The following is a 15,191-nucleotide window of genomic DNA, read 5'->3' as shown; positions in this document are numbered from 1 at the left end:
TTTTAATCAAGTATAGGGATGAGTTTGCTTATAATAGTTAATGTAGATCTAAGATAGTTAGTTGTATCAAATGGTCAAGCCACTATTTCTAGGCTATATTTGTTGTTCATACTCAGATACACCCACTTTATTTTTTTAATTAAGATGAGGGACCATCTTGGACAGCCACTTAAAGCTTCATTTTGTTACCCCAGAAATGCTAAATGCACCCGTTATTACTGCGCAATATGATAGCTATCTAGTTATCGCCTCAATTTTAACAGCGGTGTTCGCTTCCTATATTTCTTTTTTATTATCCGCGCGAATTAAAGACTCACAACTAAAAGAAGAAGCGCTACTGTGGACGGTCGTTTCATCATGCTTTTTAGGTGGCGGAATTTGGGCTATGCACTTTGTTGGCATGCTGGCCTATAAGCTCCCTATTCCCGTAGAGTACGATATTACATTAACACTGGTGTCTATTTTACCAAGTGTATTTGCTAGCTACATTGTTATGTCACCTACGTTAGGGCGTTTTAACAATTTATGGCTCAGAAGCATATTGATGGGCTTAGGTATTGGTAGTATGCATTATGTAGGCATGATGGCGATGCTGATGCCTGCTCACATGGCTTATGAACCGTGGTTATTCTCGTTTTCAGTACTCGTCGCGGTGGTGCTATCTGGGCTTGCTTTAAAAATAAATGAATTACGTCTAACAACACATATAAAGCTGAGCTGGGTCAATCTGCTGGCAGCCTTGGTAATGGGTACGGCAATTTCAGGAATGCACTATATAGGCATGATGTCTATGTATGTCTTTGCAGCACATCATACAACCTATCTCACTAATGAAAACAGCTCTGAACTTGCTCAAGTTATCATGTTTGTTTTATTAACATTAAGCTTGCTGCTGGTTGGCAGTATGGAATTACGCGCGAGAAGTTTATTATCCGCAAAATTAAAAGCGGTGCTCAATACTGTGCAAGATGGGGTTATTTGTTTTGATAAACTAGGCAATATTGAGTTTGCAAACCCTGCAACTGCCACTATTTTTGGTTTTGAACAACACGCATTAATTGGTAAAAACATTGCGCTGTTGATGCCGCAAAAATATGCCACCAACACAGCACACTACAACTACGCCGATCAAGCGGGTAAAAGTCAATTGTTACAAGGGCGCAATAGCAATGGCGTTGACTTTCCAATTACGGTATCTATTAGCCCAATCAGAAAGCATGCCAACCCGTCATTCGTCGCCACCATTAAAGATTTAACCAATATACAAAACCAAGAAGCGTTTACGCAAACTATCTTCGACACTTTGCCAATTATGTTAGTCGTCAAAGAAGCTGAGCAACTGTCATTTAGCCATGTAAATAAAGCTGGCGAGCAGCTACTTGGTAAAACACGCGATGAGCTGATTGGACTCAGTGATGCTGATTTATTTCCAGCACAAGAAGCTGCGTTTTTTTCGGCAGCTGACCGCTCAGTTTTAAGTTCAGGTCAAGGCATGACAATCGATGAAGAGCCGATCACCATTGATGGCCACACCCGTTATTTACGCACTCGTAAAATTACCATTAAAGATAACCGTGGTAAGGCAAAATTTTTACTGGCTGTATCCGAAGATATTACCGAACTGCGGGTCGCCAAGCTAGAACTTGAAAAATTGCATCATCGGATGTCAATGGCAGCTAACGCGGCACATATTGGCATATGGGAATGGAACTTTCAGACCAATGAGTTGATTTGGGATGACTGGATGTTCGAACTCTATGGTGTTGATAGGGAAACCTTTAATGGTAACTACTCAGTATGGGAGAACAGCATACATCCCGATGACTACGATGAAGTCATCAAAAACTTAAAAAGTGCAGTAGCCAATCAAGATGAGTTTCATGCCGAATTTCAGATTATTTTACCTAGCGGAGAAACCCGCTACCTAAATGCTGATGGCCGAATTTACGGCAATAGCATGGTAGGGATCAATTTTGATATCTCAAAGCGTGTGATTGCTGAAAATAAACTTCTCCAGTTAGCACAAACAGATCACCTCACAGGCCTCGCTAATCGTAATGCACTGTGCAAGTTTGCGGAGCATGAATTTGACTGCACAGAACGCACTGGCACTAAAGTCGCTTGCTTATATTTTGACTTAGATAAATTTAAACCAATTAATGACACTCATGGTCACTTAGTCGGTGATTTTGTATTGGTTGAAATAGCCAAGCGCTTACTCGACACAGCTAGAAAAACAGACTGTGTAGCCCGTATTGGCGGAGATGAGTTTGTAATTATCATTACCCATATTGAAACAAGCAACCAAGTTAAAAAAGCCCTGACACGATTTATAGACGCCATTGAGTTACCCATAGTATCTACGCAAGGGAATTTCTCAGTAAGTGCTAGTATCGGTTACGCAATTTACCCAGACGAAGCCACCAGCTTAGATGAATTACTCAATAAGGCTGATGCTAGAATGTTCGACCATAAGCGCACGAAGGCAATCAATCAAAAAGCCACCATCAACCAATGACCCTCAGCCACTAAAAAAGCCCAGTTGATTTTGGCAATAGCATTCGTTAGTGCTTTTTAATACATTGCCATCGGTATTGCGTACAGCAACCTAACTAACTGGTATCGATTTGATTTAAATTAAACTCTAAATGAAAATCAAAAGGACTTACTGTGACACTTTTGATAAACTGCCCACTGGAATAGGTGGCGAGGAATAAAGCATGTGGCTTGAAACGCTTAGGCGTCGCTTGGCAAAGCCAAAAACATCGGTGCAATTGTGCTTACTTGGCGTAAGTGCTGGATTAATTGCGGCGTTTTTGATCATTCTATTTCGTTTAACCATTCTATTTTTTCAAGGCTTGTTCCTTGATAACCCTGACGACTTCACCACTTTACCGCCTCTTGAACGGGTGTTAATGCCTATTATTGCAGCCTTTTTAATTGCTCTGTTTGCGGCTTTCACTGGTTTTAAACATTATCGATTAGGTATTCCATTCGTTATTCATCGAATTAAAAGCCATTATGGACAAATGCCGTTGTATAACACAGTTAATCAATTTGTTGGTGGTGCATTAGCATTGATCAGTGGTTTTTCTGTCGGCCGTGAAGGACCATCCGTGCATATGGGTGCAACCGGCGCAAGTATCTTAGCCGATAAACTGCATTTACCTTACAACGCTATGCGAACCCTAAGTGGTTGTGGGGTTGCAGCGGGCATTGCAGCCTCATTTAACACCCCATTAGCGGCGGTAATTTTTGTGATGGAAGTCGTGATGCGTGAGTACAAAGTGCATATCTTTGTGCCTATTATGCTTGCTGCTGTTACCGGTGCTTTGGCTACTCAATTCGTATTTGGTAATGCCTCTGAATTAGAGCTTATTACCATCACCACCCTTAGCGGTTGGCACTATCCATTTTTAATCCTATTTGGTATCGCACTTGGCGCTGTAGCCTATGCATTTAACCAAAATTTAATGTTGATCATTCGAACTTTTAAACCCTTAAGTATGTTCCCACGACTGTTATTAGCAGGTCTCATTGCCGGCGGCATCGCTTATTTAGTACCCCAAGCGATGGGGTCGGGGATGAGTGCAATAACACTCGCCGTAGAAACACCTGAAGATGTTCAACTGCTTACCACTATTTTAATCGCTAAATTACTCGCCACCCTATTTGCTATTGGTTTAGGTATTCCCGGTGGCATTATTGGTCCTGTGATCGGGCTCGGGGTACTAATGGGCACCTTAATGGCATTTTTTGCACAATTTATTAGCCCTGGAGTTGATATAGCGGGCACCTACAGCGTATTAGGAATGGCGGGGTTACTTGCTGCCACCTTACATGCTCCGCTTGCTGCGTTAACGACGGTAATGGAGCTTACCTCAAGCCAAGAGATCATCGTCCCAGCTATGCTGGTTATTACAACCGCCTATGTTACTGCGTTACAAATATTTGGTAATCGCTCAATATTTTTACAGCAACTGGACTTTCAAGGCTTAAGTTACCAAGTATCGCCAGCGACCGAAGCCTTGCAAAAGGTGGGAGTAATGGACGAAATGGATGAAAACTTTAAACTACTGTATTCAGATGATAAACAACAAATCGAAAGTACCTTAAATGCGGTGGATAGCCAAACCCCACTGATTGTTTATGATGCTGAAAATGGCTACCGACTCGCGGAATATGATTTAAGTTTAATGTCGGATCAAAACATCGCTATAAACTATATCAGCCTGCAAGGGATCAGCAGCCAAGCAACCCTTGCCGATGCGTTTGATATACTAAAAGATAAACGCAGTGGCGCTGTATATATTTATAACTTACTCGATAATCAACAAATTATGGGAATTATGCGCTGGGATCAGATCCGCCATATCCTCACCATACGTAATAGTTTACTTTAACTAACCCAATAGAGAACATTATGAGCGCGCTACTGGTCTACAAAGCCCTACATATCTTTTTTATGATTGCCTGGTTTGCAGGCATTTTTTATCTGCCAAGACTGTTTGTTTATCATGCCATGAGTGAAGAGAAATCATGTAATTCAATGCTCAAAGTAATGGAGCGCCGGTTACTGTATTTTGTTACTCCTTTTGCAATACTTACCGCGGTATTTGGTGTATTAACCATTATGGAATACGGCCGTGAGTGGTTCAAACACAGCATGTGGCTGCACTATAAACTGGTATTAGTGATTATTTTATATCTGTATCACGGCTTTTGTTTTAAGTTGTTGGCTGATTTTAAACATGACCGAAATACCCGTAGCCATCGTTTTTATCGCATTTTTAATGAGTTACCAGTGTTACTCCTTTTAGTGATTATATTTTTAGCCGTAACTAAACCCAGTTTATAAAATTTGCTGTATACCCAAACCACCTAAAAAAGCAGAAACTCGCATCTTGAGGTGGTTTGGGTATAATATCGCGCGATTGCGTGCCCATCTTTGATGGTTGGTCGCGCCCCTTTTCAATGTGATAGGAATAACCCCAATGTTAAGTTTCCAAGGTGAAAATATTCTTTCTGTCAATCAGCTCGACCGCGACTGTATTGAACGTATTTTTGCAGTAGCCAAAAAAATGGAGCCATATGCTAAAAAGCAAAAGCGCACCAATGTGTTAGAAGGCGCGATCTTAGCAAACCTATTCTTTGAGCCAAGTACCCGTACCCGTGTCAGTTTTGGCACCGCCTTTAATTTACTAGGCGGCCTAGTCCGTGAAACCACAGGTATGCAAAGCTCTGCACTTGCGAAAGGCGAATCGTTATACGATACTGCGCGCGTTATTTCAGCGTACGCAGATGCTGTCGCGATGCGCCACCCTGATGCAGGTTCAGTGGCTGAATTTGCTACTGGCTGCTCGGTACCTGTGATCAACGGCGGCGACGGCCCGAATGAGCATCCAACCCAAGCATTACTGGATTTATTAACTATCGAAAGAGAGCTAAACCGGTTTGAGCAAGGTATTGATGGCATGCACATCGCCCTTGTCGGTGATTTAAAGTATGGCCGCACTGTACATTCACTATCAAAATTACTGTGTCATTACAAAGATATAAAGTTCTCAATGGTGGCACCAGATGGCTTACAAATGCCCAGCTATATTTTGGATGCCGTTGATAATGCAGGTCATAAAATTGAAATCGTCGATAAAATGGAAGGCAACTTAGCCGCCGATATCGTCTATCAAACCCGCATTCAAGAAGAACGTTTTCCTTCGCAAGAAGAAGCCAATAAATACCGTGGCGGTTTTCGGATCAGCCAATCAATTTACAATGCTCACTGCAAACCAAACTCAGTATTAATGCATCCATTGCCTCGCGACAGCCGCATGGAAGCCAATGAACTCGATAACGATTTAAATAGTAACGATAACTTAGCTATCTTCCGCCAAGTACAAAATGGCGTGCTAATTCGTATGGCACTATTTGCATTGACCTTAGATGTTGCCGACAAAGTTGAGCAATATGAAGTCGCTGTGCCATGGTTTAGCCGTAAACGCGATAGTTAATCTACCAGTACAATTAATAGGATTTTTTATGACAATCAGCCAAGATTTATTTGCCCGCGCCCAAGCGTCTATCCCAGGCGGCGTAAACTCACCGGTACGTGCCTTTAATGGCGTTGGCGGCACGCCACTGTTTATTACAAAAGCACAAGGCCCATTTACCTTTGATGCCGATGGCAACCGTTATATCGATTATGTGGGTTCATGGGGACCTATGATCATGGGTCATAACCATCCAGCCATTAAACAAGCGGTACTTGATGCGGTAGAAAACGGCCTAAGCTATGGCGCACCAACTGAAACTGAAATTTTCATGGCTGAAAAAGTAAAACAGCTAGTGCCATCAATCGAAAAAGTACGCATGGTAAGCTCAGGTACTGAAGCAACAATGAGCGCAATCCGTTTAGCACGTGGTTTTACTGGACGTGACAAAATACTTAAATTTGAAGGCTGTTACCACGGTCACGCAGATTCATTGTTAGTAAAAGCAGGTTCAGGCGCACTAACAATGGGTGTACCAAACTCACCGGGTATTCCAGAAGATTTTGCTAAACATACCTTAACGGTATCGTTTAATAACCTTGATGAAGTAAAAGCTATTTTTGCTAAATATGCCGACGAAATCGCCTGTATTATCGTAGAGCCGGTTGCTGGTAACATGAACTGTATTCCACCTGTACCTGGGTTTTTAGAAGGCCTGCGCGCGGTATGTGATGAGTACAAATCAGTGCTTATTTTTGACGAAGTCATGACCGGTTTTCGCGTAGCATTAGGTGGCGCACAAGCTTATTACAACATCACCCCTGACTTAACTTGTTTAGGTAAAGTGATTGGCGGTGGTATGCCAGTGGGTGCCTTTGGTGGTAAAACTGAGATCATGGATTACATTGCACCTGTAGGCCCTGTTTATCAGGCTGGTACCCTATCTGGTAACCCAATTGCTATGGCGGCAGGCTTAAAGGCACTTGAACTTTTATGTGTTGATGGCCTACACGCTGAGCTTGAAGCGAAAAGTAAAGCAATTTGTGAGGGCTTTGAAGCCGCTGCTAAAAAAGCGGACATCCCACTGACCACAAACTACGCCGGTGGCATGTATGGTTTCTTCTTTACTGAACAAGATAAAGTAACCACTTACCAACAAGCAACGCAATGTGATTTAGAGCGCTTTAAAAAGTTCTTCCACTTGATGCTTGAAGAAGGCGTGTATTTAGCGCCATCAGCATTTGAAGCTGGCTTTGTTTGCTCGGAGCACTCAGAGCAAGAAATCGCCGACACTATCGCCGCCGCTGAGCGCGCGTTTGCTAAGCTTTAAGTTGTAAATTTATGCAATAAAAAAGCCCGCAAGGGCTTTTTTTATGGCTGCTCTCATATCAATGAATGACATTACAAAGATACGCGGTCTTAGTTAAAAGTATTAATAGCTAAGCCATCATGAGATCTCTATGTCAGGATTAAGACACATTACTTCGCCCGCTATCAATTTGATGGCAAACCTAAAATATAAAACCAAAATTAGTTTAGTGTTTGGTATTTTATTAGTCCCTTTAAGCGTTAGTTTATTTTTTTTATTATCTTTACTTACTAATAGCATTGAGATATCTCAATCTAAACGCCATGGCTTGCAAAGCTACAATGCTTTACTCGATAACTTTTTGAATTCACGTACAGATAACAATGCTGCTATTGCCCGTTCATATGGCTACTCGGTCACAGATGCTGATTCTAACGAAGCATTAGAGCGTATATCTATAGCCTCAAGGTTAGCAATAGATGAACAGTTAGCGAGCGCTTATTTAAATCGTACATTAGTCTCACCTCTGCCAGCTTTAATTACACAAATACATTTAACAAAACGAAGTGCCGATACTGTATTAAAGCGCCAATCATTTACACCAGAAACATTTATTAACCTATCTAACTTATCTAAGTCATTGCCACAATACCTAGCAAATGTTCGCACCATCTTACAAGTTGCGACAGATGGCAGTGAACAAGTCAGCGCTAAAATCACACCACTGCTCAGTAAACTTGAACACACTATCAATAACTTTAAGACCAGTATTGATAAAAACATGCTCGAACCCGATGAACTGGCATTAAGCGAGCCTGAATTCACACAATTACATGTCTTAGTTATCAATGACATACGTCAATTGATCGATATTAGTGTGCCAATGTTAGAGCTGCTAATTAACCAAAAGTTGCAAAAACAACTATGGATCAGAAATACCGTACTGCTTGCTTCTTTATTCAGTTTGCTCAGCGCCTGTTACTTATTAATTGGTTTTTACTTTGCGGTGGTAGACGGCATCAGCCGCTTCGCTCGCGCAGCAGAGCATGCTGCAAATGGTAATTTGAATGCCAAGTTAGAAACTGTAGGTAGTGATGAAATGAGTATAATTACTAATAGGTACAATGCGTTACTCTGCGCATTTAAAGGTTTACTTGCACAAGTTAATCAAACAACATTCGATTTGAGTCGATCAATAACCTCTCTTGAACAAGCAAGCCATCAGACGAACCTTGACGTCAATGAACAACAAAATCGCGTCAATACTATTCATAGCGCCTTAAGCGAAATGGCTGATAACGCACATACTGTCGAAGACGCAGCAAGCCAAGCCATGCTGATTGCGCAAGCAGCTGCAGAGCACGTCTTAGCAAGTTCACATAACACAATGGAGCTTGCTGAGTATATGCACGATTTACAAATTGAATTTGGTGACAATCAACAAGCTTTAGATCGCTTAGCTAAAGACAGTCAAAATATCAGTAAAGTCAGCAAAGGGATCAGTGAAATAGCCGATCAAACCAACTTATTAGCACTTAATGCTGCAATTGAAGCTGCACGTGCGGGTGAGCAAGGTCGTGGTTTTGCGGTAGTAGCGGACGAAGTTAGAACCCTAGCGCAGCGAACTCAATTACAAACCCAAGAAATCCACCAAATCATTAGCTCATTACAGCAAGCATCTGACGATACCCAACAAAAAATGCGTTCAAGCGTGGATAAAATGGTGCATTGTGTGCAGTCAGCTAACAGTACAAGTAGCGTACTGCAAAATGCGCAACAGAGTATGCAAGAAATAACACAACAAGGTAAATTGATTGCTCAGCGGGTACAGTCACAATCTATTGCCACCAGCCAAGTTTTAAAAGACTCACAACAGATCAGCGCCTTAGCGTTGAAAACACAAAACTCCGCACATTCAAGCTCTGTAGATACCAGAAAAATCAGCCAGCTGTCTGAGCAACTAAGCAGTGCAATGAAGTTTTTTAAATCCTAACCCTGCTTACTTGTGAAACGAACACCCTCCTAAATTAGCGTGTTCGTTTTATAAGCCGTTTCAACACACTCAGCGTTGGCAACTTGGTCTTGGCTCAAATTCAGTGGCCCTCAGTGGTAGCTGAATAACCTTGCCACAACCAGGTGGTGCTTGTTTACCGGTTAGTTCATCGATAAACGCCCAACGAATAGAAGGTGGACGGGTATCAGCAATTGCCTCTGGGTTAAGCGGTTTGAGATAGCGAATATAGGTTTCTAATGCGCCAACGCTGCCTGTTAAGCCGGTGCTTTTATTATCATCACGGCCAAGCCATGCAACAGTAACTGTATTTTGATCAAAACCTGCATACCAGCTATCACGTAAGTCATTACTGGTGCCCGTTTTACCCGCTAGTTGAATCGATGGAAAGTGAGCATTTAAGCGTTTAGCTGTGCCGTCTTTCGTCACCCGTTTCATGGCATATTTAGTCATATACACTGCGGCTTTATCAAAACGTGGCTGCGAGCTGACATTATGCTGATATAGCACACTGCCTACCGAGTCGGTTAATGCAGATATTGATGTCAGTTGGCGATACTCACCATCTGCCGCCAAAGTGGTATAAAGTTGGGCAACGTCAAAGCTCGACATCTCAACAGCACCAAGCAGTAGTGATGGATAGTGAGGAATATTACCTTTTGCGCCAAGCTTAGTCAGTGTATCAGCAACTTTATCAACCCCAACATCTAAGCCCAGATTTACCGCTGGTATATTAATGCTTTTACTAAACGCTTTATAAAGCGGCATCATACCGCGATATTGATGATCAAAATTTTCTGGTTGCCACACTTTGCCTTGCTCATTAGTCACTTGCACTGGTGAGTCATCTAGCAGCGTCGCTAAATTATAGTGTGGTAAACCCAATGCAGTTAAATACACCGCTGGTTTAACCAATGATCCTATATTACGTTTTGTATCAAGAACGCGGTTAAATCCTAAGAAACGTGGATCGCGCCCTGCAACCAGTGCAGATACCCCACCCTTTTCAACATTAACTGAGATCATCGCTGCTTCAAGCTGCTCTGTCGTGGCGCGCTTTTCAAGATACGGTAGGCTTTTTTCAATTGCCTCTTCCATTGCGGCTTGTTTTTGTAGATCAAAATAAGTAAATACTCGCACACCAGCATCTAGTACTTCTTGGTCTGGCAGTAATTTTTTCAGTTCACGATCCACCAGCTCTAAATAACCAGGGTACGATTTAGGTAAGCTGTCTTTCATTGGTGCAATGTCAATTGGGCGTTTTAGTGCAGCACGGTATTCGCGAGTATCAATTAACTTATTATCAACCATTAAGCGCAGCACTAAATCACGACGCTCCATAGTACGCTCAGGGTAACGGCGTGGGTTATAATATGAAGGGCCTTTGACCATAGCAACGAGTAACGCTATTTGATCATACTCAAGCTCATCTACTGGCTTAGAAAAGTAAAACTCAGAGGCCAACCCCATGCCATGCACACCTTGGTTATACGATTGACCAAGATATACTTCGTTTAGATAGGCTTCTAATATTTGATCTTTTGAATAGCGGTAATCTAAAATCAAGGCGATCAATGCTTCATTGAATTTACGGATCAGCGTGCGGTCACGGGTTAAATAAATATTTTTTGCTAGTTGCTGCGTTAACGTACTGCCACCTTGAACAGTGCGCCCTGCTTTAATATTGCTGTATAGAGCACGCATAATCGAAAACACCGATACACCATGGTGCTGGTAAAAATTCTGATCTTCAACCACTAATAATGTATCTGTTAGCATTGGCGGGAACTTATCCAGCGGCACAAACTCACGGTCTTGTTTGGAATCATTACCAATACGGGCAATTTGTACTGGCTCTAATCGAGCGCTATTTAAGCGCCTGCCAAATTTATCTTTAATACTGGCAAGTTTCTGACCCGCAAAACGCAGCTCAATAACTTGTGCTTGCTCTAAGCCATCGTAAAATTCAAATTCACGACGGAAGATTTTAATACTATCACCCGCTTTTACATATTGTCCGGTGCGGCTAAGCTTATTTACCGATGAATAATTTAGCCTATCAAGTTCCCACACCACTTCTTGGCTAGATAAAAACTGTCCTGGGTAAAAACCCATTGCTCTGGCATAGACTTGTGCAGGTAGCTGCCATTTATTGCCTTCAAATTGACGGGTTATTTTTGCATCTAAATAAATTAAATATAACGCCATGGCAATAATGCCAGCTAAGCTAAGTTTCCAAAAAATAGACCAAATCTTACGACCAATGCCACGTTTTTTTACATTTTTTGCCGGCGCCTTTCTAGTCGCTGCTTTTTTCGCCGACTTAGACGCAGTCGTTGAGGCTTTATTGGCCGAGCGTTTCGATGGAGTTTTACTAGAGCGGGGATCTTTTTTATCAGCCATTGACGTTGCTATTACTATCCAGAGGTTAATTTACAGGTGTTAGGATACACTAACACCTGTAAAGTTAACAGTAACTGAAACGCCGCCAATTATGTGACTAACGTGTGCATAACCACAGCGCGTGGATCATCGCAGGAATAAAGAAGATAAAGCATAAGATAATATTGATGATCAGGTCTTTACCTACTCCTGCTTTTAAGAATACCGCCACAGGAGGTAAAAAAATCGACAGAATGATCAAGAGTAATTTGTTATCCATAGTTTGCCCTTCAATTGTAATTAGTGTCATTTAAAGAATAGACACTAAATCATTATTTTCCTACCTGAATATTCTGAATTTTATCAATAAGTTTTACGTTTATTAGAAACCAAAAAAAGTCCTAATCGAAATTAGGACTTTGTTTTGAACACACAATGATTTTAAAAATTTTTACTTAGTTACTGCGTACCGAAACAAACTCAGGGTAAGCATCAATACCACAATCGTGTTGATCCATGCCGTTTAGTTCTTCTTCTTCTGTTACCCGGATACCCATGGTTTTCTTCAGTATTCCCCACACGATAAGTGAAGCAATAAATACAAATCCTAAGATACATACTAAGCCGATTAACTGGTTAACTAGCGTTGCTTCAACATTTGATACTGGTACTAAAATAATACCTAAAATACCACATACACCATGCACTGAGATTGCACCAACTGGGTCATCAATTGTAATTTTGTCTAACGCAACAATGCTAAATACCACTAATGAGCCACCTAAAATACCGAGTAAACAAGCTAATAAAGGTGATGGTGATAATGGGTCTGCAGTGATAACGACCAAGCCTGCAAGTGCACCATTAAGTACCATAGTTAAATCAGCTTTACCCCATAACACTTTACAGACGAATAGTGCTGCAATTGCACCCGTTGCTGCAGCAGCGTTGGTGTTAAGTAGAATTTGACCAACCGCAGTGGCATTTTCAGCATCAGAGATAAGTAACTGTGAGCCGCCGTTAAAGCCGAACCAACCCATCCACAGAATAAATGTACCGAGTGTAGCCAGTGGTAAGTTAGAACCTGGAATTGGGTAGATCTCACCATTTTTACCATATTTACCTTTACGAGCACCTAGCATTAGTACACCAGCCAGTGCAGCAGCAGCGCCTGTGCCGTGAACAATAGCAGAGCCTGCAAAGTCAACAAAACCCATTTCAGATAAGAAGCCACCGCCCCACGTCCAGTAGCCTTCAACTGGGTAAATAAAGCCAGTTAATACCACGGCAAAAGCAAGGAAAGCCCATAACTTCATACGTTCCGCAACCGCACCCGAAACAATCGACATAGCCGTTGCCACGAATACCACTTGGAAGAAGAAATCAGATTCTAATGAATGATCCGCATCAGCTGCTTGAGTGCCAATTAGCGCACCAAGCGAAGGCACTAAGCCACCTTCAGCGTTGTCCACATACATAATGTTGTAGCCAACCAATAAGAACATGGTACATGCGATAGCATAAAGCGCCACGTTCTTGGTTAAAATTTCAGTGGTATTTTTTGAACGAACTAAGCCCGCTTCTAACATGGCGAAACCAGCCGCCATCCACATCACTAAAATACCCGATATTAAAAAGTAAAATGTATCTAATGAAAACTTGAGTTCTACTATCGTATTTTCCATAAAGCCCCCTTAAATTGCTTCTTCATCTAATTCACCCGTACGAATACGGACAATTTGATCTAAGTCGTAAACGAAAATTTTGCCGTCGCCAATCTTGCCTGTTGAAGCAATTTTGGTAATGGTCTCAACGACCCTTTGACAATTTTCGGTACGAGTAGCAATTTCAAGTTTGATTTTTGGAATAAAATCAACTTGATATTCAGCTCCACGGTACAGCTCTGTATGACCGCGTTGACGACCAAAACCTTTGACGTCAACAACTGTCATCCCCTCAATGCCTAAATCAGCCAGCGCTTCGCGCACATCATCTAATTTGAATGGCTTTATTATTGCACTAATCATTTTCATAGTGGCCCCCTTCGGACGCTTATTGTTATCCTGTTTGCTAAGATAATCCAACCTTTGTGCCACTATTTTAAATAACTAAAAAACAAGTAGTTACATAATAAAAATAAATTATCGATATAAAAAATGCACCATATAGGTGCATTTTTTTAACATCTTAACTGTGCTGGTGCAGCAGCCTAATTTTGCCGTACCACACAGTCGCGGTTTTGCTCTTTTGCCTGATATAAGGCTTTATCTGCTAAACGCATGGCGCTGGTTAACGTCACATTTTGGAATTGGGTTAAACCAATGCTCACTGTAATTGCAAATGCTTGGCCATCTATTACAAACTCATACTCTGATAACCGAACTCGAAAAGCATCGAGCAGCGGATAGGCTTGATCTAACCCTGTATCAGTTAACACAATCGCAAATTCTTCACCGCCAACCCGGGCAACCGTATAACCTTTAAACGAACTACGTAGTAACGACGCTACTTGCTTTAGTGCCTGATCCCCCGCTTCATGACCAAATTTATCATTAATCGTTTTAAAGAAATCAATATCAAGTAGCGCTAAGCTATTATTGCGCGATGTTTCTTTTAACAGTTTTTCGGCAAATTGGTAAAAATAGCGGCGATTATAAAGGTTAGTTAAATCATCACGAAAAGCACTCTCTTTAATATCTGCGATAAGAGAAAGCTGCTCCATCGTTTGCAATACACGACAATGAAACTCTTCATTCATAAAGGGTTTTGTTAAAAAGTCATTTGCACCAAATTTGATAAACCGAGCAGATAAGCCATGTTTACCAGCCCCAGACAAACCAATAATGGCTAAATCATCACGGCCGCGAATATTACGCACCGCTTTGACAAGTTCAAAGCCATCCATAGTCGGCATTGCGTAATCGGTGAGTAGTAATTTAATCTCGGGATCATTTTTTAGTATTTTTAGCGCTTGCTCACCATCATGGGCATCTTGCACATCAAACAGCTGTTTTTCGAGCATTTGCCTCATTAATGAGCGACTCAGTAAAGAATCATCGGCGATCAAAGCCTTGCAACCTTGATTGCGTAATAATTGCGCCACTAATTTGATAGCATAGTGATAAGAGTCGCGATTATCTTTTATTACATAATCAACCACCCCAAGCTCTAATATTTGCTGACGTTTATATTCATCAATAGTCGATGTCAGCACGACAGTGGGAATTTCGTGCTCTAAGGTGTATTTAACAACTTCGCCATTCATGGCATCAGGCAATGTTAAATCAACCAAAGCCAGTGTGTATTGATGTTTTGCAATAAACTCTTTGCCCTGTGCCAGTGACCAAGCAAAATCAATTGCAACATCAAGATAATGAGCCGATAAGTGCCGCAATACTTGCTGGACAACTTTACTATCTTCAACCACTAATACTCTTTGCATATATCTTCTCAACACGACAGCGGGAGATTGCTGAAATAAATTATTTACGAATAAAGT

At 41.5% G+C, this 15,191-nt stretch carries 11 protein-coding genes; 6 read left to right on the top strand and 5 right to left on the bottom strand.

Annotated elements, in window-relative coordinates; genetic code table 11:
• Positions 1–157 precede the first annotated feature (157 nt).
• From A7968_RS05630 to A7968_RS05605, 6 genes are all read left to right on the top strand, one after another.
• A complete protein-coding gene (locus A7968_RS05630) occupies positions 158–2,518 on the top strand; it encodes a diguanylate cyclase domain-containing protein (RefSeq protein ID WP_084448048.1) in 2,361 nt (786 codons plus the stop codon).
• Positions 2,519–2,720: 202 nt separating this feature from the next.
• Positions 2,721–4,403, top strand: coding sequence for a chloride channel protein (locus A7968_RS05625; RefSeq protein ID WP_064665601.1), 1,683 nt, complete (start codon positions 2,721–2,723; stop codon positions 4,401–4,403).
• A gap of 20 nt (positions 4,404–4,423) precedes the next feature.
• The gene (locus A7968_RS05620; RefSeq protein WP_016708673.1) at positions 4,424–4,858 is read left to right on the top strand and encodes a CopD family protein; all 435 of its coding nucleotides are present in this window, start codon (positions 4,424–4,426) and stop codon (positions 4,856–4,858) included.
• A gap of 136 nt (positions 4,859–4,994) precedes the next feature.
• Positions 4,995–6,011 (top strand): aspartate carbamoyltransferase, encoded by a 1,017-nt coding sequence (locus A7968_RS05615; protein ID WP_016708672.1) that lies wholly within the window; start codon positions 4,995–4,997, stop codon positions 6,009–6,011.
• A gap of 28 nt (positions 6,012–6,039) precedes the next feature.
• Positions 6,040–7,320, top strand: coding sequence for a glutamate-1-semialdehyde 2,1-aminomutase (hemL, locus tag A7968_RS05610; protein WP_064665600.1), 1,281 nt, complete (start codon positions 6,040–6,042; stop codon positions 7,318–7,320).
• Positions 7,321–7,450: 130 nt separating this feature from the next.
• A complete protein-coding gene (locus A7968_RS05605) occupies positions 7,451–9,292 on the top strand; it encodes a methyl-accepting chemotaxis protein (RefSeq protein WP_064665599.1) in 1,842 nt (613 codons plus the stop codon).
• Positions 9,293–9,361: 69 nt separating this feature from the next.
• On the opposite strand, the gene mrcB is transcribed toward A7968_RS05605, so the two are convergent.
• From mrcB to A7968_RS05580, 5 genes are all read right to left on the bottom strand, one after another.
• On the bottom strand, positions 9,362–11,713 hold the full coding sequence (gene mrcB, locus A7968_RS05600) for a penicillin-binding protein 1B (protein ID WP_064665598.1): 2,352 nt from the start codon (positions 11,711–11,713) through the stop codon (positions 9,362–9,364).
• A 97-nt stretch (positions 11,714–11,810) separates the two neighbouring features.
• Positions 11,811–11,972: a YqaE/Pmp3 family membrane protein gene (locus tag A7968_RS05595; protein WP_084448088.1), complete on the bottom strand. Its 162-nt coding sequence runs from the start codon at positions 11,970–11,972 to the stop codon at positions 11,811–11,813.
• A gap of 175 nt (positions 11,973–12,147) precedes the next feature.
• Complete coding sequence (locus tag A7968_RS05590; RefSeq protein WP_064665596.1) at positions 12,148–13,377, bottom strand: ammonium transporter AmtB; 1,230 nt, start codon at positions 13,375–13,377, stop codon at positions 12,148–12,150.
• A 9-nt stretch (positions 13,378–13,386) separates the two neighbouring features.
• The gene (locus tag A7968_RS05585) at positions 13,387–13,725 is read right to left on the bottom strand and encodes a P-II family nitrogen regulator (protein ID WP_016708666.1); all 339 of its coding nucleotides are present in this window, start codon (positions 13,723–13,725) and stop codon (positions 13,387–13,389) included.
• 176 nt (positions 13,726–13,901) lie between these two features.
• Positions 13,902–15,134 carry a GGDEF domain-containing response regulator gene (locus tag A7968_RS05580; protein ID WP_064665595.1) on the bottom strand — a complete coding sequence of 411 codons (1,233 nt, stop codon included), beginning with the start codon at positions 15,132–15,134 and terminating at the stop codon, positions 13,902–13,904.
• Between the last annotated feature and the right edge of the window lie 57 nt (positions 15,135–15,191).

Source organism: Pseudoalteromonas prydzensis, from assembly GCF_001661495.1.
GTDB classification, from domain to species: domain Bacteria; phylum Pseudomonadota; class Gammaproteobacteria; order Enterobacterales; family Alteromonadaceae; genus Pseudoalteromonas; species Pseudoalteromonas prydzensis.
This window is presented reverse-complemented; position numbering and strand designations above follow the sequence as displayed.

Coding starts and splice junctions, on each gene's coding strand:
- A7968_RS05625 (WP_064665601.1), top strand. CDS start 2,721: ATGTGGCTTGAAACGCTTAGGCGTCGCTTGGCAAAGCCAAAAACATCG.
- A7968_RS05620 (WP_016708673.1), top strand. CDS start 4,424: ATGAGCGCGCTACTGGTCTACAAAGCCCTACATATCTTTTTTATGATT.
- A7968_RS05615 (WP_016708672.1), top strand. CDS start 4,995: ATGTTAAGTTTCCAAGGTGAAAATATTCTTTCTGTCAATCAGCTCGAC.
- hemL (WP_064665600.1), top strand. CDS start 6,040: ATGACAATCAGCCAAGATTTATTTGCCCGCGCCCAAGCGTCTATCCCA.
- A7968_RS05605 (WP_064665599.1), top strand. CDS start 7,451: ATGTCAGGATTAAGACACATTACTTCGCCCGCTATCAATTTGATGGCA.
- mrcB (WP_064665598.1), bottom strand. CDS start 11,713: ATGGCTGATAAAAAAGATCCCCGCTCTAGTAAAACTCCATCGAAACGC.
- A7968_RS05595 (WP_084448088.1), bottom strand. CDS start 11,972: ATGGATAACAAATTACTCTTGATCATTCTGTCGATTTTTTTACCTCCT.
- A7968_RS05590 (WP_064665596.1), bottom strand. CDS start 13,377: ATGGAAAATACGATAGTAGAACTCAAGTTTTCATTAGATACATTTTAC.
- A7968_RS05585 (WP_016708666.1), bottom strand. CDS start 13,725: ATGAAAATGATTAGTGCAATAATAAAGCCATTCAAATTAGATGATGTG.
- A7968_RS05580 (WP_064665595.1), bottom strand. CDS start 15,134: ATGCAAAGAGTATTAGTGGTTGAAGATAGTAAAGTTGTCCAGCAAGTA.